The sequence below is a fragment of the Ilumatobacter coccineus YM16-304 genome, assembly GCF_000348785.1.
In the GTDB taxonomy this organism is placed as follows: Bacteria; Actinomycetota; Acidimicrobiia; order Acidimicrobiales; family Ilumatobacteraceae; genus Ilumatobacter_A; species Ilumatobacter_A coccineus.
Map to the genome: position 1 here is coordinate 3,406,998 of NC_020520.1, position 18,179 is coordinate 3,425,176.

The 18,179-nt window shown below is 67.3% G+C and carries 17 protein-coding genes and 1 pseudogene; 9 read left to right on the forward strand and 9 right to left on the reverse strand.

Going from position 1 to position 18,179, the window contains the following annotated elements; all coding sequences use genetic code 11:
- Positions 1-146: 146 nt before the first annotated feature.
- Positions 147-1,262, reverse strand: a complete 1,116-nt coding sequence (locus YM304_RS15320; RefSeq protein ID WP_041298355.1) for an acyl-CoA dehydrogenase family protein — start codon at positions 1,260-1,262, stop codon at positions 147-149.
- Between the two features lie 84 nt (positions 1,263-1,346).
- On the opposite strand from YM304_RS15320, the gene YM304_RS25075 reads away from it, so the two are divergent.
- A complete protein-coding gene (locus tag YM304_RS25075; RefSeq protein WP_041298356.1) occupies positions 1,347-1,592 on the forward strand; it encodes a type II toxin-antitoxin system prevent-host-death family antitoxin in 246 nt (81 codons plus the stop codon).
- A 91-nt stretch (positions 1,593-1,683) separates the two neighbouring features.
- Positions 1,684-2,088 carry a type II toxin-antitoxin system VapC family toxin gene (locus YM304_RS25080; protein ID WP_015442616.1) on the forward strand — a complete coding sequence of 135 codons (405 nt, stop codon included), beginning with the start codon at positions 1,684-1,686 and terminating at the stop codon, positions 2,086-2,088.
- 7 nt (positions 2,089-2,095) lie between these two features.
- Here the strand turns inward: YM304_RS25080 and pyk are convergent, their stop codons facing one another.
- Positions 2,096-3,526 (reverse strand): pyruvate kinase, encoded by a 1,431-nt coding sequence (gene pyk, locus YM304_RS15335; RefSeq protein WP_015442617.1) that lies wholly within the window; start codon positions 3,524-3,526, stop codon positions 2,096-2,098.
- Between the two features lie 32 nt (positions 3,527-3,558).
- Here pyk and YM304_RS15340 point away from each other — a divergent pair, with 32 nt between their 5' ends.
- The 3 genes from YM304_RS15340 (at position 3,559) to YM304_RS15350 (ending at position 5,277) form a co-directional block, all read left to right on the forward strand.
- On the forward strand, positions 3,559-4,197 hold the full coding sequence (locus tag YM304_RS15340; protein WP_015442618.1) for an MBL fold metallo-hydrolase: 639 nt from the start codon (positions 3,559-3,561) through the stop codon (positions 4,195-4,197).
- 10 nt (positions 4,198-4,207) lie between these two features.
- Positions 4,208-4,573 carry a hypothetical protein gene (locus tag YM304_RS15345; RefSeq protein WP_015442619.1) on the forward strand — a complete coding sequence of 122 codons (366 nt, stop codon included), beginning with the start codon at positions 4,208-4,210 and terminating at the stop codon, positions 4,571-4,573.
- A 74-nt stretch (positions 4,574-4,647) separates the two neighbouring features.
- Positions 4,648-5,277 (forward strand): hypothetical protein, encoded by a 630-nt coding sequence (locus YM304_RS15350; protein ID WP_015442620.1) that lies wholly within the window; start codon positions 4,648-4,650, stop codon positions 5,275-5,277.
- 48 nt (positions 5,278-5,325) lie between these two features.
- On the opposite strand, the gene YM304_RS15355 is transcribed toward YM304_RS15350, so the two are convergent.
- The 3 genes from YM304_RS15355 to YM304_RS15365 are packed head-to-tail and all read right to left on the reverse strand — an operon-like array spanning position 5,326 to position 7,963.
- Entirely contained in the window at positions 5,326-5,718 is a 393-nt protein-coding gene (locus YM304_RS15355) for a cobalamin B12-binding domain-containing protein (protein WP_015442621.1), read from the reverse strand.
- Positions 5,719-5,727: 9 nt separating this feature from the next.
- Entirely contained in the window at positions 5,728-6,621 is an 894-nt protein-coding gene (locus tag YM304_RS15360) for a 3-hydroxybutyryl-CoA dehydrogenase (RefSeq protein WP_015442622.1), read from the reverse strand.
- Between the two features lie 22 nt (positions 6,622-6,643).
- The gene (locus tag YM304_RS15365; protein WP_015442623.1) at positions 6,644-7,963 is read right to left on the reverse strand and encodes a cytochrome P450; all 1,320 of its coding nucleotides are present in this window, start codon (positions 7,961-7,963) and stop codon (positions 6,644-6,646) included.
- A 62-nt stretch (positions 7,964-8,025) separates the two neighbouring features.
- Between YM304_RS15365 and YM304_RS15370 the strand changes: the two genes are divergently transcribed.
- On the forward strand, positions 8,026-9,642 hold the full coding sequence (locus tag YM304_RS15370) for an alkaline phosphatase D family protein (protein ID WP_015442624.1): 1,617 nt from the start codon (positions 8,026-8,028) through the stop codon (positions 9,640-9,642).
- Positions 9,643-9,901: 259 nt separating this feature from the next.
- Here YM304_RS15370 and YM304_RS15375 read toward each other — a convergent pair whose 3' ends face one another.
- Positions 9,902-11,320, reverse strand: a complete 1,419-nt coding sequence (locus YM304_RS15375; protein WP_015442625.1) for an aldehyde dehydrogenase family protein — start codon at positions 11,318-11,320, stop codon at positions 9,902-9,904.
- 163 nt (positions 11,321-11,483) lie between these two features.
- Between YM304_RS15375 and YM304_RS15380 the strand changes: the two genes are divergently transcribed.
- Positions 11,484-12,299, forward strand: a complete 816-nt coding sequence (locus YM304_RS15380; protein WP_015442626.1) for an SDR family NAD(P)-dependent oxidoreductase — start codon at positions 11,484-11,486, stop codon at positions 12,297-12,299.
- Positions 12,300-12,556: 257 nt separating this feature from the next.
- Here YM304_RS15380 and YM304_RS15385 read toward each other — a convergent pair whose 3' ends face one another.
- The 3 genes and pseudogenes from YM304_RS15385 to YM304_RS25785 all read right to left on the reverse strand — a co-directional run.
- A complete protein-coding gene (locus YM304_RS15385) occupies positions 12,557-13,594 on the reverse strand; it encodes a phosphotransferase family protein (RefSeq protein ID WP_015442627.1) in 1,038 nt (345 codons plus the stop codon).
- 251 nt (positions 13,595-13,845) lie between these two features.
- Positions 13,846-15,381 (reverse strand): glucose-6-phosphate isomerase, encoded by a 1,536-nt coding sequence (gene pgi / locus YM304_RS15390; protein ID WP_041300155.1) that lies wholly within the window; start codon positions 15,379-15,381, stop codon positions 13,846-13,848.
- A gap of 75 nt (positions 15,382-15,456) precedes the next feature.
- Positions 15,457-16,155: pseudogene (locus YM304_RS25785) on the reverse strand (6-phosphogluconolactonase); the annotation flags it as partial.
- 75 nt (positions 16,156-16,230) lie between these two features.
- Here YM304_RS25785 and YM304_RS15395 point away from each other — a divergent pair.
- Together YM304_RS15395 and rarD are read left to right on the forward strand one after the other, a co-directional pair.
- A complete protein-coding gene (locus YM304_RS15395) occupies positions 16,231-17,160 on the forward strand; it encodes a type IV toxin-antitoxin system AbiEi family antitoxin domain-containing protein (RefSeq protein WP_015442629.1) in 930 nt (309 codons plus the stop codon).
- Positions 17,161-17,247: 87 nt separating this feature from the next.
- Positions 17,248-18,177 carry an EamA family transporter RarD gene (rarD, locus tag YM304_RS15400; RefSeq protein ID WP_162142084.1) on the forward strand — a complete coding sequence of 310 codons (930 nt, stop codon included), beginning with the start codon at positions 17,248-17,250 and terminating at the stop codon, positions 18,175-18,177.
- Positions 18,178-18,179: the final 2 nt, after the last annotated feature.

Sequence of the window (18,179 nt, forward strand, 5' to 3'; positions counted from 1 at the left end):
CCCCTGTGGGCAGCGAAACACCCGGGTCAGGGAAACACCCGAGTGGTGGTCGACCGGACGGCGGGCGCGACAACGCCGGGCCTCCGCTCTCGAAGGAGCGAATGACCCGGCGTTGGTCAGATGCTTGAGCTACAAGCGGCGACGACTCAGATACCGATGCGCTGAGCGAGCTGCTCGCGATGGTACGTCGGGTCACCGAACATCAGCTCGGAGCTCTTCGCACGCTTGAAGTACAGGTGTGCCGGGTGCTCCCAGGTGAAGCCGATGCCACCGTGGATCTGGATGTTCTCGGCTGCGGCGTGGAAGTACGCCTCCGAGCAGTACGCCTTGGCGAGCGACGCGGTCGAGGCGAGCTCGTCGTTCATCTCGGCGGCGCACCACATGCCGTAGTAGGCAGCCGACTTGGCCGATTCGACTTCGAGGAGCATGTCGGCGCACTTGTGCTTGATGGCCTGGAACGAACCGATCGGGCGACCGAACTGCACGCGGACCTTGGCGTACTCGACAGCCTGCTCGAGCACCATCTGAGCCCCACCGACCTGCTCGGCGGCGAGGCCGACCGCAACGAGGTCGAGGACGGTCGAGAGGATCTCCCAGCCCTTGCCCTCTTCACCGATGAGCGTCGCGGGCGTGTTGTCGAAGTCGAGCTTCGCCTGCTTGCGGGTCTGGTCCATGGTCGACAGCGAGGTCTTGGTGAGACCCGATGCGTCACCCTGGACGGCGTAGAGGCTGGTGCCGGCGCCCGACTTGGCAGCGACGATGATGAGGTTGGCGACGTGACCGTCGATGACGAACGACTTCGTGCCGCTCAGCGTGACGTCGGAACCCGAACCCGATGCTTCCATCGTGATGCCCGACTCGTCCCACTTGCCCGAGGGCTCGACGTAGGCGACGGTGGCGATGGTCTCGCCCGAGGCGATGCCGGGGAGGTGCGCCTGCTTGGCGGCGTCGTCACCCGAGTGGATGAGCGTCTGCGCCGCGAGCACGGCCGTGGAGAAGAACGGTGCACACAGGAGCGCACGGCCCATCTCTTCGAGCACGATGCCGAGCTCGACGAAGCTGTAGCCCGAGCCACCGAACTCTTCGGGGATCGCGAGGCCCTGGAGGCCCATCTGCTCACCCATCTGCTGCCAGACGGCGGCGTCGTAGCCCTGCTCGGTCTCCATCTGCTCGCGGACGGCTTCTTCGGACGACTTGTTCTCGAGGAAGGCGCGGACGGTGCTGCGCAGTTCTTCCTGCTCTTCGGTGAATGCAAAGTTCATGGAGCAGAGTGTGGCGCGCTTGCGAGACGCACACAAATCTGCTTGTGTACACATGTGGACACACGGTCGGCAGGAATTCGAGAGTTGCGCGCCGAGCTCGGCGATGCGGTGCGTCGCGCCACGTCGGGCGAGCGCACCGTCATCACGTCGTCGGGTCGCCCGGTCGCCCAACTCGGCCCCCTCGACGCCGACGCCCCCGACCTCGACCGGCTCATCGGCTCACGCGCCGTCATCCCGCCACGTCGATCGAGCACGTGGCGAGCCCCCGACCCGGTGCAGGTGTGGGCCGGCGTCCGCATCGACCAAGTCCTCCGCGAGCTCCGCGGATGATCCGACCACCGCACGCCACTCCGGTCTGGTCCGCCTCCGTTCCGGTTTCCGAGGCCCAGCCGGACCAGACCAGAGTTCGGGCGGTGACGGCATGACCGTGGTGCTCGACACCTCCGCGCTGCTGGCGCTGGCGATCGACGGGCGCGAGCGGACCGTCACGCTCGAAGCGATGGCGACCGACGAGGTGTGGGCGGCGTCGGCGATGGCGCTGACCGAAGCACTTCCCGCGATCGACCGACTGATCGACGAGCCGATCCTGCGCCTCGACCTGGAAGACGCGATCCGGCTCGCGTGGGATCACCTGCACGTCGTGCCGGTCGACCAACGCTGTCTCGACCGGGCCGCTGCGCTTGCGCGCACGCAACCGGTTCGGCTCAGCGACGCCATCCACTTCGCGGCCGCCGAACGACTCCCCTCCCCCATCCGGTTCGTCACCTTCGACCCGACGCACATCGGCGCCGCGCTCGGGCTCGGCTTCGACGTGATCAGTACCTGAGCGAGCGTCAGCTGACGCGTAGCAGGCGGAACGTGTCGGTGGCTCGTGCGGCCTGCGAGAGACCGGCGACCACACCGACGATGTCGCCCTGCGCCACCAGCCCTTCGCGCTTCGCCCGGCTCAACGCCACGCGAACGCGCTCCTGATAGTCGGGGCTGTCGGTCTCGAGCAGGCGCGGCGTGACGCCCCAACTCGACGCCAACTGACGCACCGTCCGCGGATTCGGGCTGAAACCGAGGATGGGCACGCCGGGGCGGAAGCGGGCCATCGAGCGAACCGTGAGGCCCGACTCCGACAGACACAGCAACGCTCGAACGTGCAGCGACTCCATCGCTCCGGCCGCGGCAATGGTGATGGCGTCGGTGATCATCGCCGACTCGTCGTGCCCTGCCATGCGCAGCTCGGCGATCTGTTCGGCCCACGCCTGGTGATCGAACTCGTCGTCGGCCGTCTCGGCGATGCGGGCCATCGTGGCGACCGCAGCCGCCGGTCGACCGCCGATCGCGGTCTCGGCCGACAGCATCACCGCGGAGGTGCCGTCGAACACGGCGTTGGCGACGTCGGTCGCCTCGGCACGGGTCGGCGTCGGAGCAACCACCATCGACTCGAGCATCTGCCCGGCAGTGATGACGGGCAACCCGCCCGCGATGCAGTCGCGGATGATCTTCTTCTGCGTCCACGGCAACGATTCGAGCGCCGTGCTCATCCCGAGGCCACCACGGGCCACGAGCACCGCCGACGCCGCTTCGATGATGCTGTCGAGTTCTTCGACCGCCGACGCCGACTCGACCTTGGCGATCAGCATCGGACCGCGCGGATGCGGCTCGAGTGCGAGCGACCGAAGCTCGGCGCCTGAGCGCACGCTCAGCGACACCATGTCGACACCTTCTTCGACGAAGCGTTCGACCTCGTCGAGGTGAATGTCGCTGACCGCACCGAGGTCGTTGGTGGCGAACGGGATGTTGACCCCGGCACGACCGTTGAGCGGCCCGCCCGAGATGACCCGAGCGCGGACCGTCGTCGCGGTCATCGACTCGACCACGACGACAACCTGCTCGCCGTCGCCGATCGAGATGCGATCACCCACACTGCAGTCTTTGAGCAGATGCGGATAGTCGACGGTGACCCGCTCGACGGTGGACTCGTCGTTGCCCACCACGAGATCGACGAGCGCGTCGGTCTCGAGTTCGATGCCATCGCGATGCGGCCGTCCGATGCGGATCATCGACCCAGGCAGGTCGACCATCGTCGCCACGACCGCACCGAGGCGGTCGGCGGCAGCGCGCACGCGGCGGTGCATGTCGAGCGCCTCGTCGAGCGGGGTGTGCGCGAGCGAGATGCGCGCCACGTCCATCCCCGCTTCGATCATGTCGGAGATCACCTCGTCGCTGCTGCTCAAGGGTCCGATGGTTGCAACGATCTTCGTACGACGTGCCACGCCTGCACGGTACCGTCTGGCACACTCGAGTGATGGCTACATCGTCGAGTCCTTCACCCGGCACGCTCCACTGGGCCAACGCCGACGCCGAGGTCCACAAAGTCGTCGTGGGCCCGTACGAGAACAACGTCTTCATCGTGCGCTGCAAGCTCACCGGCGACGCGGTGCTCATCGACGCCGCCAACGAACACGAGATGCTGCTCGACCTGTGCGACACCCTCGGCGTCAAGCGGGTACTCGAGACCCACGGGCACTGGGATCACATCCAGGCGATCCCCGCCATGCGCGAAGCCGGCTACGAGGTGGCCGTCACCAAGCTCGACGCTCCGATGCTCGACGACGTCGGCTACGACGTGTTCCTCGACGACACCGAAGTCATCGAATTCGGCAAGCTGCGGATGAACGCCATCCACAATCCCGGCCACACGCCCGGCTCGATCTCGTTCGAGCTCGCCGGCACCCCGCTGCTCTTCACCGGCGACACGTTGTTCCCCGGCGGACCCGGCAACACCGCGACCGACCTCGGTGACTTCGACACGATCATCGGTTCGATCACCGACCGGCTGTTCACGTTCCCCGCCGACACGATCGTCCTGCCCGGCCACGGCGACGACACCACGATCGGCGAGGAACGCCCGCACCTCGACGAGTGGATCGAACGCGGCTGGTGAGCACGCTTCGATGAGATACGACGAGCGGCCGACCGACGACACACCGGTGCACACCGCCGACCTGCCTCCCACCCCGATCCGCGATCGCAACATCCCGGCCGGCGCCTGGATCGAGGCGCCCGACACGCTCCGCGCGCTCGGCGACGACCTGCCCGACCGTCCGGTCGCCGAGTACAAGCGGCGCATCGGCCCGTGGATCCTCTGGCGCGCTGGGCCGGCCAAGCACGGCGACGCTCGCTACTGGGCGGCTCACGAAACGACCGGAGCCGAGTACACGCTGCGACTCTTCCCCGACGGCAGCGCGTCGGGAACCGGCCCGAGCGGGGCGACCCACGATCGCTTTCGCGCCTGGAAGGAAGACTTGCGCGACGCCTGACCGTCGCCCGAGCGGCGCGGCGGGACCGCGGGCCTGACCGCGGCCACCAGTCACCTGCCCGTACCATCGCTGCGATGCAACACCGTCTCCTCGCCGTCGTCGGCGCCGTCGCATTGATCGCCGTCGGGTGTGACGACGGCGTGCCCGACCTCGACACCGAGCCGGCCGCCGAACGGATCCGTGCGCTCCTGGATGCGAACGGCGCCGACGTCGATCTCGACGAGTGCCCGGTCGCCGACTTCTCCACGCTGCTCGCCGACTCGTTCGAACTCCTCGACGATCAACTCGTCCGCGACGCGCTCGTCGGTGCGTCTCGCTCGACGACGTTCTCCACGGACAGCACGCCCGCTGCCGGCATCGCGTGTGAACTCGTCGACGAGTCCGGCGCCACCGCCGGGTTCGTCTTCCTCGACGCACCCGCCGACCTGGCTGCGTTCACCAGCGACCTGGCCACCGGGTCGCTCGACGGCGTCACCGTCGACGTCGACGAGTCGCGCCTCTACCGCGGCGGGCGATTCCATCGCGTGTGCGCCGATGCCGACACCTCAGCGCTCGATTCGTGCGCGGTCGACTGGCTCGACGACGACGTGATGATCGGCGTGTTCGCCACCGGTGAGGGCGCGATCGAGATCGACGTCGACGACCTCCAAGAACGCTTCGAGTACCTGCTGCCGACCATCGTCGAACGACTCGGCGACGACTGAGACCCGGCGACCGAGACCGGCGGCTGAGACCCGTCGACCTGGGCCCGACTACTGGTTGTCGATGGCCTCGCGGATGGCCCCGGCGACCTGATCGGCCGTTGCTCCGGGGGTGAGGATCTTCGCCACGCCCAGCTTCATCAGTTCGTCGACGTCCTGGTCGGGGACGATGCCGCCCACGATGACCGGGATGTCGACGCCACGCTCGCGCACCTTCTCGACCACCAGCGGAGCCAAGGTCATGTGCGCCCCCGACAGCATCGACAGACCGATCGCGTCGACGTCTTCGTCGACCGCGGCCGCAGCCACCGTGTCGGGGGTCTGGAACAGACCCGTGTAGATCACTTCGAAGCCCGCGTCACGCAGAATGCGCGCGACGACCTTCACACCGCGGTCGTGCCCATCGAGCCCGACCTTTGCCACCAGAACGCGTTCGCCTGCCATGAGAGTTCCTTACTTCGAGTAGTCGTAGAAGCCGCGGCCGGTCTTGCGACCCAGCAGACCCGCCTCGACCATGCGAGAGAGCATGGCGGGGGCTGCGTACAGCGGCTCCTTGAATTCTTCGTACATCGACTCGGCGACCGCAGCGGTCGTGTCGAGGCCGATGAGATCTGCGAGGGCGAGCGGCCCCATCGGGTGGTTACACCCTTCGACCATGCCGTGGTCGATGTCTTCGGCCGTGGCGAACCCCGACTCCATCATCCGGATCGCGGAGAGGATGTACGGGATCAGCAGCGCGTTGACCACGAACCCGGCGCGGTCCTTGCTGCGGATGACGATCTTGCCGAGGATGTCGTCGGCGAAGCGCTCCGACCGCTCGATGGTCTGCTTCGAGGTCATCAGGCTCGTGACGAGTTCGACGAGCTTGAGCACCGGTACCGGGTTGAAGAAGTGGATGCCCACGACGTTCTCGGGGCGCTCGGTCGCCATGCCGAGCTTCATGATCGGGATCGAGCTGGTGTTGCTGGCGAGGATCGCGTCGTCGGCTTCGACGACCTTGTCGAGCGTCGAGAACACCTGGGTCTTGAGCGCTTCGTCTTCGATAACCGCTTCGATCACCATGCGGCGATCGGCCATGTCGGCGAGATCGGTCGTGAAGGTGAGGTTGGCGATCGTGGCATCACGCTCTTCCTCGGTCATCTTGTTGCGGGCGACGGCCTTGTCGAACGACGAGATCATCCGGTTGCGGCCACGCTCGGCCGTCGCTGCGTCGATCTCGTGGACGACCACGTCCATGCCCGCACGGGCCGACACCTCGGCGATGCCGGCGCCCATCTGTCCACATCCGATCACGCCCACGCGGGCGATGCTCTTGATGGCTTGTTCTTTCGCGTCTGTGCTGGTCACGTCAGGGAGGCTACGAGCACAGTCAGGCGGCGCGGGTGATCGACACGTTCAGTCCGGTCAAACCGCGCAACATGAAGCTCGGGAAGTACATGAACTCGTTGTCGTCGGCCAGGGTGATCGACTCCAAGCGGCGGCCGAGCTGCTCGAACACGATCGTCATCTCGAGACGGCTCAACGGGGCACCGAGACAGAAGTGGATGCCCTTGCCGAACGCCAGGTGCTTCTTCATGAGGCCCTCGCGGTCGGGATCGAACGCGTCGGGATCGGGGAACACCTCGGGGTCGCGGTTGGCCGCGGCGAACATCACGACGAGGCGTGCGCCCTTCGGCACCGGCACACCGTCGATCTCGGTGTCGGCCGTGACCACACGAAACATGCCTTGGGTGGGCGTCGACAGGCGCAGCACCTCCTCGACCACGGTCGGGGCGTAGCCCGCCGGATCGGCACGGAGCTTCGCCCACGTGTCGGGGTGCTCGGCCAGCAGCCGCACGCCTTCGGTGAGCGCCTTCGTGGTGGTCTCGTTGCCGGCAACGAGCAGCTGCGACACGATCGACAACATCTCCGACATCGTCAGCTCGCGCTTGCCCTCGTCGTCGACGTCGAGCCCCTTCTCGGCGTCGCCAGGGTCGGCTTCGATACGAGACTGCACCAGGTCGCTCATGAGGTCGCCGATCGGCTCGACGCGGCGCCGTTCGAGCTGCTCGGCGAAGTAGTGCTGGAACTCGACGGTGCCGCGCAGCGCTTCGAGACGGCGCTCGTCGCTCGGGTTCGACCCGATCGGGGCGATGAAGTCGTCGCTCCAACGCTTGAAGTCGGCCATCATGTCGACCGGCACGTTGAGCACCGTGGCGATCGCTTCGATCGGCACCGGGACGTTGAGCTGGGTGACCGCGTCGAACACCTCACCGTCGGCGGGCAGCTCGTCGATGAGCCGGTTGACGATCTCGGTCACCGGTTCGCGCAGCGTCGCCATCGTCTTGGGTGTGAAGTAGGTGGCGACCGTGCCACGGAACCGCGTGTGGTGCGGTGGATCGATCGTGAGCATCGTCGGCACCGGCGGCCACCCCTCGGCCATGATCTCCTTCATCTTCTCGACCAGTTCTTTGTCGGGCGACATGCCGGCGGTCGAGAAGTTGGACGAGAAGGTCGCGGTGTCGCGAAGGATCGGCACGACGAGGTCGTGGCGCGTGACCATGTAGATGTCGGTGCCGGGAACCTGGAACACGGGGGTGGTCTCCCGCATCTTGGCGTAGTACTGGTGCGGACACTGCTGCGTTGCTGGGTCGAACGGGTTGAAACCCTCCAGCGACACGTCTTCGGCGACATTCTCGACATCGGTCATGGGGCGATTCTCCCAATCCCACGCTCTCCGCAGCGAGGCGGACGACGTGAGACACTCGTTACATGCAGCTCTCGCGACGACGCTTCCTCGCACTCTCGGCATCGATCGGCCTCGGCGCCTGCGCGAGCAGCGACGGCGACGAGGCCGCCAGCCCCTCGGCGTCGACCGAACCGTCCGGTTCCTCGACGACGGCATCGCCCACGACCGCTCCCCCGGCCACCTCCACGACGACCACCGATGCGCCGGCAGCCACCACCACCACGGAGCCCGAGCCCGACGGCATCCATCTCGACGTCGATCCCTTCACCTTCGGTGTCGCGTCGGGAGACCCGGATGCGACGTCGGTCGTCATCTGGACCCGGCTCGACGGCGACCTCCCGGCCGACGGAATCGACGTCGCGTGGGCGTATGCACCCGACTCGGGGTCGGGTGCCATCGAGGGCGTCGTGCGCACCGATGCGTCGCTCGGCGGATCGGTGCACGTGATCGTCGAGACCGACAGCCCTGGGATCTTCAAGTTCAGTGCGGGCGGCTGGAAGTCCCCGGCGGGAACCACGGCGCCCATCGACCCGACGACCTCCGAGTTCCGCATCGCTGCGGCATCGTGCCAGAACTACGAGTCGGGTTTCTACGCCGCTCACCGCGACATCGCCGAGTGGCGACCCGACCTCGTCGTGTTCCTCGGCGACTTCATCTACGAAGGGTTCTCGCCGGCGTTGAGCGACACCATCGTGCGACTCCACGATCCGTTCGAACCCGTCGACCTCGACGGGTACCGCGCCAGATACGCCCAGTACCTCCGCGACCCACAACTGCAGGCGTCACGTGCTGCGGCACCGTGGCTCGCCATCTGGGACGACCACGAGGTCGAGAACAACTATGCCGGTCTGGTGTCGGAAGACGACGCCGATCCCGCCGAGTTCGCCGTGCGACGCTCGCAGGCCTACCAGGCCTGGTGGGAGAACACGCCGACCCGTCTGCCGCCGCCCGACCTCGCCGACCCGACCACGCCGTATCCCATCCACCGGGGCCTCGACGTCGGTGAACTGCTCCGCATTTCGGCGCTCGACGGACGCCAGTTCCGTGACGACCAGTTGAGCGACGTCATCCTCGATCCGGGTCCACCGGTCGACGGTTGGGACGACCCCGGCCGCTCGATGCTCGGCGCCGAACAGGAAGCATGGGCGATCGAACGATTCGCCACCAGCGAGGCGACGTGGAACTGTCTGGCCCAGCAGACCGTGTTCGGCGACACGCGCCTCGGCGACGTCGGCGCGATCCTCAACTACGACCAGTGGGACGGCTACGCAGCGGCGCGCGACCGACTGCTCGCCGCAGCCCCATCGAACTTCGTCACGATCACGGGCGACATCCACCTCGCCGGCGTCGGTGAGATCTTCGACGCCGCCGGGACGCACGGCATCGAGTTCGTCACGACGGGCATCTCGTCGGGGCAGAACGTCGACCCGGCGCTCGTGGACGTGGTGAAGAGCATCCCGGCGATCGTCGACGCCGAACTCGAGTTCCGCGGCTACACCCGCCACACGATCAGCCCCACCACGTGGCGAGCGGAGTACCGCCAGGTCGTCGAGATCGGCGACCCCGACAGCGACGTGCGCACCTGGAAGACCTTCGAGGTCCCCGCCGGCTCCCCCACGGTCACCGAAGCCGACGTCTGAGCGAAACCTCACCGCGGCGAAAACCAGAACCGCCGCCACCCAGTGGGCAGCGGCGGTTCCAGTTCAATCGGATTCAGTCAGCCAAACCAGAGCCCGTCCCGCCATCGAAGCGAGACCAGCACCCGGCCCGGAATCCTCGTCATTCACACTGATTCGGGATCACGGTTTTCCGGAGGCAAGGCGCGTGGCGAGGACGTGTACTTGGGCGTACATGACGAGCTCACGGAACGCAGCCTCCGGGAAAGCTGGCCCGAATCGGTCAGAGCTGGAGGGACTTGGTTTGGAGGAACTCGTCGATGCCGTAGACGCCGTTCTCGCGGCCGTAACCCGACTGCTTGTAGCCGCCGAACGGGGCGGCGATGTTGAAGCTGCCGCCGTTGACGTCGACCGCGCCGGTGCGCATCCGGCGAGCGACGGCCATGGCACGGTCCTTGTCGCCCGACCACACACCGCCCGACAGGCCGTAGAGGCTGTCGTTTGCAATGCGCACGGCGTCGTCATCGTCGTCGTAGCCGATGATCGACAGCACCGGGCCGAAGATCTCCTCCTGGGCGACGGTCATGTCGTTGGTGACGTTGGCGAGCACGGTCGGCTTCACGAAGTAGCCGGTCTCCTTGCCCTCGGGCTTGCCGAGGCCACCGGCCGCGACGACCGCGCCTTCGTCGACACCCTGCTGGATGTAGCTCTGCACACGGTCCCACTGGGCCTGGCTGATGAGCGGGCCGAGGTGCATGCCCTCCTTGGTCGGGTCGTCGACCTGCATGCCCTCCGCTGCGGCGGCAGCGATCTGCACCGCTTCGTCGTAGCGGCTGTTGGGGACGAGCATGCGGGTGTGCGCCGTGCAGGTCTGGCCCGAGTTGAGGTAGCAGGCGAAGATGCCCTTGGGGATCACGGCTTCGAAGTCGGCGTCGTCGAGGATGATGTTGGCCGACTTGCCACCGAGTTCGAGCGACACGCGCTTGACGGTCTGCGAGGCGACTTCGGCCACGCGCTTGCCGGCGCGGGTCGAGCCGGTGAAGCTCACCATGTCGACGTCGGGGTGCGCAGCGATCGCTTCACCGACGACCTGACCGGTACCGGTGACGAGGTTGAACACGCCCGACGGGAAACCGACCTCGTGGATGATCTCGGCGAGGATGAACGCGTTGAGCGGCGCCACTTCCGACGGCTTGAGCACGACGGTGCAACCGGCTGCGAACGCACCGCCGACCTTGCAGATGATCTGGTGCAGCGGGTAGTTCCACGGCGTGATCGCGCCGACGACACCGACCGGCTCCTTCACGACGAGGCTGTTGCCGATCTCCTCTTCGAACTCGAACGTGTCGAGCAGCGTGGCGAAGGTCTGCATGTTGCCGGCGGGCAACCCGGCCTGGATCATCGTCGACCAGGTGATCGGCATGCCGACCTCACCCGAGATGGTCTGCGCGATCTCGGCCGAACGAGCCTGGAGCGCCTCGTTCAGGCGGACGAGGTACTTCTGGCGTTCTTCGACCGGGGTCTGTGACCACGAGTCGAACGCAGCCTTCGCCGCGGCGACAGCTTTGTCGACGTCGCTCGCCGTGCCATCGGGAATCGATCCCATGACTTCTTCGGTTCCGGCGTTGACGACCTCGATCGAGCCGCTTCCGTCAGAGGCGACCCAAGCGCCGTCGATGTAGATGTTGGTGTAGTCACGCATCGCGCCAGTCTGACAGAGCCCCTGCCCAGACCCCGCACTCAGACGCCATCGCAGGCGCCGCGGACACCCGCCGGCCACCACCTTTCGTCGCGCTCGGCACCAGGGAGCGGTTCGCGTCGGTCCGACTCGCCGCCGCCGACCCGCCGATGGGTACGTTCGGCTCATGGCAGATCGATACGCAGACAAGGTGGCCGTCATCACGGGCGGAGCAAGCGGACTCGGCGAGGCGACCACTCGTCTCCTCGTCCAGGAGGGCGGCCGCGTGGTGATCGCCGACTACGGCACCGAGCGCGGTGAAGCGCTGGCCGCCGAGCTCGGCGACGCCGTCGTGTTCGCCCAATGCGATGTCACCGACGAAGCACAGGTCGCCGCCGCGTTCGACCTCGGTGTCTCCACGTTCGGTCGGATGGACGGCGCGTTCGCCAACGCCGGCATCGTCGGCGCCGCCGGTCCGATCGAGAGCACGCCGATGGACGACTTCGACAAGACGATGGCCGTGCTGGTGCGCGGCGTCTTCGCCACCACGAAGCACGCGGCGCGCACGATGATCGCCGCCGGCAACGGTGGCTCGATCGCCATGACCTCGTCGGTCGCCGGAGTGCAGGGTGGCCTCGGACCGCACGCCTACGCCATGGCGAAGGCCGGTGTGATCGGCCTCGCCCGCTCCGCCGCCGCCGAACTGCAGGCCAACGAGATCCGCGTCAACGCCATCGCCCCCGGGTCGATCCCGACCGCCATGACCGCGCACGTCACCACCGGTGACCCCGACGACGTCGCCGCCATCGAGAACCGCCTCGACAAGGCCCCGCTCCTCGGCCGACGCAGCACCCCCTACGACATCGCCGAAGCGGTGCTGTTCTTCTTCTCCGAGGCGGGCAGCTGGATCACCGGACAGACGCTCGTGGTCGACGGCGGACAGACCGCCGCACCGGCCATGGCCGCCACCTGGTCCTCCAACCGCATGGTCGTCGCCCGCTGAGACCGGCCAGCTTCGCCGGGGGCTGCGTTCCGTGAGCTCGTTGTGTACGTCCAGTACACGGCCTCGCCACGCGCCTTGCCCCCGACGAACCATGATCCGGTCTCAGAGAGCCAGACTCCGGAGCCGGTGGCGACCGACTCTCAACGGCGGCATCCCTCGTCGTCTCGCGCCTTGACCTCGACCACCAGCGACACCAAACTGCAAGCTGAACTCGCCGGGGCCGGTGGTGGTTGGTTCTTGGCGGCGGGGTCGCCTCGCTACTGGGCGATGAAGGCTTCGGCTCGGTCGATGCTGACGACGATGCGGTCGAACAGGGCCGGCATGTCGACGCCGTCGGTCGACTTCATGCCCAACTTGTAGCGGGCGTACACGCCGTGGATGATGCACGCCGTCTTGAACGAGTTGAACGCCCGGTAGTACCCGAGGTTCGACATGTCGGCACCGGTGCGGTCGGCGTAGTAGCCGACCAGGTCGTGACGAGACGCGAAGCCCGGCAGCGTGGTCGGCGCCGTGGCCGCCGCGAGCGGACCATCCGACGACTCGGCCCACGCATTGAGCGCGTAGGCGAAGTCGGCCAGCGGATCGCCGAGCGTGCCGATCTCCCAGTCGAGCACCGCGGCGATCACGCCGGAGTCGTCGACCATCACGTTGTGCACGCCGTAGTCGCCGTGGACCACGCGGGCCGGGCCCTGCTCGGGCAGGTTGGCGACGAGGTGATCGTGCAGCGCATGCAATCGCGGCGAGTCGTACTCCGCAGCCTCCGCCGAAGCGGTCCACGACCCGTACCACGTCTTGATCTGACGGGCGACGTACCCGTCGTGACGGCCGAGGTCGTCGAGCCCGACGTCGGCCGGAACCACCGAATGCAGGTGCGCCAACACCGACATGAACGACTCGCCCACCCGTGAGCGGGCCTCCTCGTCGAGACGTGGTGCGGTGAGTTCGGCGGTGTAGAGCGCTTCGCCGGCGACCTTGCCCATGACGTAGAAGTGCTTGTCGCACACGTCGCGATCGTCGCAGTAGCCGATCGGTTCGGGCACGGGCACCCCGACCGGGTACAGCGCGTCGATGATCCGGAACTCGCGCCACATGTCGTGCGCCTTCGGGAGCAACTCGCCCTGCGGCGGGCGGCGGATGACCGCATGCTCCCCTGCCGAGTCGGTGAGCTCGTACGTCAGGTTCGAGTGTCCGCCTTCGAGTCGCACCCACTGGCACGGCGGTTCGAGCCGCGTGTGTTCGGCCATCCACGCTTCCACGAGGGGAACATCGAACCCGACCACGGTCTGTTCAGACATGCGCCCATCATCGCACTTCGACCCCACACCCAGCCCATCGACGACCGAAGCGCCCCTGAGAACGAGATGCGCGGGTGTCCGTCGCGGCAAACGCGCGTCGTGGCGCACCGAGCGGCCCCAACCCACCCGGTCGCGAGATCAGCAAGCTGAGCCGGGATCAGATTGTTCGAGTGCAAGGAAGCATGAGGCCGAGTTGCCTTCGGGCAACGAGCGCTGAGGGCTGACGCAGCAATCGGGCAATCTGGCCCGGCTCAGCGGTGGGAGCGGTAGTGGGCGATGAGTGCGTTGGTGGAGCTGTCGTGATCGTCGGGTGACGGTTCACCGACGAGTTCGGGGGTGATCTGGTTGGCGAGTTCCTTGCCCAGCTCGACGCCCCACTGGTCGTAGCTGTTCACCCCCCAGATCGTGCCCTGCACGTGCACGATGTGTTCGTACAGCGCGATGAGTTGTCCGAGCACCGACGGGGTGAGCCGTTCGGCGAGGATCACCGTGTTGGGTCGGTTGCCCTCGAAGTTGCGGTGCGGTTCGGCGTCGTTCGTCCGCCCGAAGGCCAGCGCTTCCGACTGGGCGAACAGGTTGGCCATCAACAGATCGTGGTGCTCCTGGTACGGATGCTCGGCCTTGACGAAGCCGATGAAGTCGCACGGCACGACCCGGGTTCCCTGATGGAGCAGTTGGTAGAAGGCGTGCTGGCCGTTGGTGCCGGGCTCCCCCCAGATGATCGGTCCGGTGTGGTGCTGCACTCGCCGACCGTCGAGGTCGACCGACTTGCCGTTCGACTCCATGTCGAGCTGCTGCAGGTACGCCGGGAAGCGCGCAAGATCGTTGCTGTACGGCAGTACCGCCTTGGTGTCGTAGCCGAGCCCGTTCGCCCACCACACGCCGAGCAGCGCCATGAGCACCGGGACGTTCTCGGCGAACGGTGCGGTGCGGAAGTGCTCGTCGATCTGGTGGAAGCCGGCGAGGAAGTCGTGGAATGCGTCGGGTCCGATCGCGATCATCAGCGACAGCCCGATCGCCGAGTCGACCGAGTAGCGGCCGCCGACCCAGTCCCAGAACCCGAACATGTTGGCGGTGTCGATCCCGAAGTCGGCGACCCGTTCGGCGTTGGTCGAGACCGCGACGAAGTGATCGGCGACGGCTGCCTCGCCGAGTGCGTCGACGAGCCACGTTCGAGCGGTCCGCGCGTTGGTGAGCGTCTCGATGGTGCCGAACGTCTTCGACGCGACGATGAACAGCGTCGATGCCGGGTCGGAGTCGGCGAGCACGGCGTCGATGTCGGCACCGTCGACGTTGGACACGAACGAACAGCGAATCCGCTCGTGGCGGAACGGGCGCAACGCCTGATAGGCCATCGCCGGGCCGAGGTCGGATCCGCCGATGCCGATGTTGACGACGTGCGTGATCGTGTCGTCGGCGCGCACCCGGTCGGAGAACGCGGCCATCTTCTCGAGCACCTCGTGGACGTCGGGCACGACGTCGACACCGTCGATCATGAACGTCGAGCCCTTCGGCATGCGCAGCGCGACGTGAGCGGCGGCGCGATCTTCGAAGACGTTGACGTGCTCACCGGCGAACATGGCGTCACGACGAACGGCCACGCCACTCGTCTCGGCGAGCGAGAGCAGCGACGCGATCACGGTGTCGTCGATCGGGTTCTTCGACCAGTCGACACGCAGGTCGGCCGCGGTGGTGGTGTATCGCTCGGCTCGACCGGGGTCGTCGGCGAAGAGCTCTCGGAGATGAGCGGGGCGAGGCAGGTCGGAGAGGTCGTCGAGCGTGGTCATCGTCGCTTGACCGTAGCCATCGAGCAGCGACGCCGCGGCGTGATCGAGGAAGACGATCGTGTCGTCGCCGGCGACCCGCGAGATCGGGAGCGACGAGTCGCCGTCGATCAGCCATCGCCGAACCACGTCGGCCTTCCCGGCCCCGGTCACGAGCACGACGCGCAACCGAGCGCCGTTGACCGCTTCGGGCAGCAACGTCATCCGGCGTCGACCGTTGAACTCGCCGACGCACGCCACGGCTCCATCGTCGTCGACGATGCCGGCATCGGGATGCGGCGCCGGCGGCCACGATGCCGTGTGCCCATCGTCGCCGAGCCCGAGGTGCACCACGTCGAGCCGCTCCGGGAGCCTGGTCGCGTACGCCGCCGCAGCGGCGTCGAGGTCGCCATCGGTCACCGGCATCAACACCGCTGTGAGATCGAGGGCCGCCAACTGCTCCGCGTTGCGGTCGGCATCGCCGTCGGGGGCGACCCGCTCGTCGACCTGGAAGATCGAGACTCGATCGGTGTCGATGGCGTCGACGAGCCCGGCCAGGAGCCCCGGCGCTGTCGAGCCGCCGCTCACCGCAAGCGACGCGACTCCCGACGCATCGATCGCCGAGCGAAGTCGCAGCGCAATCGCTGCTGCCGCATCGTGCGCCGGATCATCGGAGATCACCACATCCACCCCATCCAGCGTACGACACCCGGGTGTTTCCGTCACCCGGGTGTTCAGCGACCCACAGGGGCCGTCGAAACACCCGACACCGGGCTCGCGCGCCGTTCCGCGCGCCATGGCGTGGTTCGACGATTCGTCGGTAGCTTGCGACCCCCGACTCCCTCTCCGCCAACATTCGCGAAGGGGACCACCATGGCCGACCTCACGTCCGCCGCACAGCGGCTCGCCGCCCGACAGCACGGCGTCATCAGCATTCGACAACTCGTCGCGAGCGGCGTCGGTCGAAAGACCATCAGGCGCCTCGACCGCGCCGAAGTCCTCATTGCCGACTACAAGAGCGTGTACCGACTGGGCTCGTCACCGCGCACGCTCGAGCAACGCTGCGTCGAGCTCAGCCTCGCTCACCCGTCAGCGTTCGTCACCGGGCCAACGGCAGGCACCCTCATGGGCCTGCGAAAGATGCCTCGACGCTCGCCGATCACCATGTCGGCCAAGCACCCGCTCCACGTCGAGCACGCAGGCGTTCGGTTTCGCCGCAGTACCAAGGTGTCGCCTGCGGATGTCATCGTTCGAAACGATGGCATCCGCATCGCTCACCCGGTCCGGCTGGCGTTCGATCTGGCTGGTTGGCTCGACGACCACGCCCACCGCTCGGTCGTCGATCAACTGTTGCACGAGCACGACGTCACCGTCGGCGAACTCGTCCGCGTCGGATCGCGGCTCTTCCATCCCGCTCGCCGCGGCTCAGATCGGTTCGTCAACACGCTGAACACGCTGACGGAGACGCCCACCGAATCCGACGCCGAACGACGCGTCGCCGACGCGCTACGCCGACGAGGTGTGCCGGTCGAGACCAATGCCCAGTGGCTCACCTTCCCCGACGGGCAGCGGGCTCGACTCGACCTGAGCGTGCCGAGCGCCCGCTGGGGCGTGGAGGTCGACGTCCATCCCAGCCACCTCGGGGTGATCGGATCGACCAACGACAAACGGCGAGACCGTCGAGCTCGCCTCATCGGCTGGCAGATCGAACGGATCACCGGTCTCGACCTGCTCGACCTCGAGGCAACGTGCGACGAATTGTCAGCCCTGTACTCCGTCCGGTGCCGTGAGGTCGCCGCCTGACCGGGGTGTTTGGCGACCCCCTGTGGGTCGCCAAACACCCGGGTGATCGAAACACCCGAGTGGGGAGGCTTGGCGTAACGTGTGCTGGTGACGACGGTTTCAGCGGCGCCTGCGGCGGCGGACACATCGACCGGCCGAGGGGTGCAGATCGGGTTCACCGCCTACCTGATCTGGGGACTGCTCACCATCTACTGGAAGCAGCTCAGCGCGTTCGACGCACTCGAGTTGATCGGCTGGCGCATGCTGTTCGCCGGCATCGTCATGGCGATCATCACCACGGCCCGAGGCATGTGGCCCACGATCCTCGAAGCCTTCCGTGACATCGTGCGCCTCCGCCGGCTCACCGCCGCCGCACTGCTGCTCACCGCCAACTGGGGCAGCTACGTCTGGGCAGTCGTCAACGACCGGGTCATCGAGACGGCGCTCGGCTACTTCATGGCCCCACTCGGCACCATGGCGGTCGGTGTGTTCGTCCTGAAGGAGACGCCCACCGCCGCGCAGCGACTCGCCTTCGCGCTCGCCGCGGTCGCCGTGGCCGCGCTCACCGTGTCGTACGGTCGCCCACCGTGGATCGCAATGCTCATCGCGACCACGTGGACCCTCTACGGCCTGTCGAAGCGCCGTATCCGACTCGACGCGGTCAACAGCCTCGCCGGTGAGACGTTCGTGCTCGTGGTCCCCGCCGCGATCCTGCTCGTTGCCATCAGCGGTCGGGCCGACAGCGCCGTGTCGTCGGCCGACTTCGGCGACTGGGGCTTCCTGATCGGAACGGGAGTGGTCACCGCGATACCCCTGATGTTGTTCGCGTCGGCCGCTCAATCGATCCCGTTCACGCTGCTCGGCCCACTCAACCTGATCGTGCCCGTCATCAACTTCGCGCTCGGATGGGCGTTCTACGACGAAGACATGCCGCTCGACCGGGTGATCGGATTCGCCTTCGTGTGGGCCGCGCTGATCGTGGTGATGTGGGACCGGATCCGCATCGCTCGCGCCGCTCGCAAACCAGCGACCGCCTGAGT

What these genes read in the sequence shown, in the direction of transcription:
- YM304_RS15320 (WP_041298355.1), bottom strand. Translation starts at nt 1,262, where the DNA reads ATGAACTTTGCATTCACCGAAGAGCAGGAAGAACTGCGCAGCACCGTC.
- YM304_RS25080 (WP_015442616.1), top strand. Translation starts at nt 1,684, where the DNA reads ATGACCGTGGTGCTCGACACCTCCGCGCTGCTGGCGCTGGCGATCGAC.
- YM304_RS15340 (WP_015442618.1), top strand. Translation starts at nt 3,559, where the DNA reads ATGGCTACATCGTCGAGTCCTTCACCCGGCACGCTCCACTGGGCCAAC.
- YM304_RS15345 (WP_015442619.1), top strand. Translation starts at nt 4,208, where the DNA reads ATGAGATACGACGAGCGGCCGACCGACGACACACCGGTGCACACCGCC.
- YM304_RS15350 (WP_015442620.1), top strand. Translation starts at nt 4,648, where the DNA reads ATGCAACACCGTCTCCTCGCCGTCGTCGGCGCCGTCGCATTGATCGCC.
- YM304_RS15355 (WP_015442621.1), bottom strand. Translation starts at nt 5,718, where the DNA reads ATGGCAGGCGAACGCGTTCTGGTGGCAAAGGTCGGGCTCGATGGGCAC.
- YM304_RS15365 (WP_015442623.1), bottom strand. Translation starts at nt 7,963, where the DNA reads ATGACCGATGTCGAGAATGTCGCCGAAGACGTGTCGCTGGAGGGTTTC.
- YM304_RS15370 (WP_015442624.1), top strand. Translation starts at nt 8,026, where the DNA reads ATGCAGCTCTCGCGACGACGCTTCCTCGCACTCTCGGCATCGATCGGC.
- YM304_RS15375 (WP_015442625.1), bottom strand. Translation starts at nt 11,320, where the DNA reads ATGCGTGACTACACCAACATCTACATCGACGGCGCTTGGGTCGCCTCT.
- YM304_RS15380 (WP_015442626.1), top strand. Translation starts at nt 11,484, where the DNA reads ATGGCAGATCGATACGCAGACAAGGTGGCCGTCATCACGGGCGGAGCA.
- YM304_RS15385 (WP_015442627.1), bottom strand. Translation starts at nt 13,594, where the DNA reads ATGTCTGAACAGACCGTGGTCGGGTTCGATGTTCCCCTCGTGGAAGCG.
- pgi (WP_041300155.1), bottom strand. Translation starts at nt 15,381, where the DNA reads ATGACCACGCTCGACGACCTCTCCGACCTGCCTCGCCCCGCTCATCTC.
- YM304_RS15395 (WP_015442629.1), top strand. Translation starts at nt 16,231, where the DNA reads ATGGCCGACCTCACGTCCGCCGCACAGCGGCTCGCCGCCCGACAGCAC.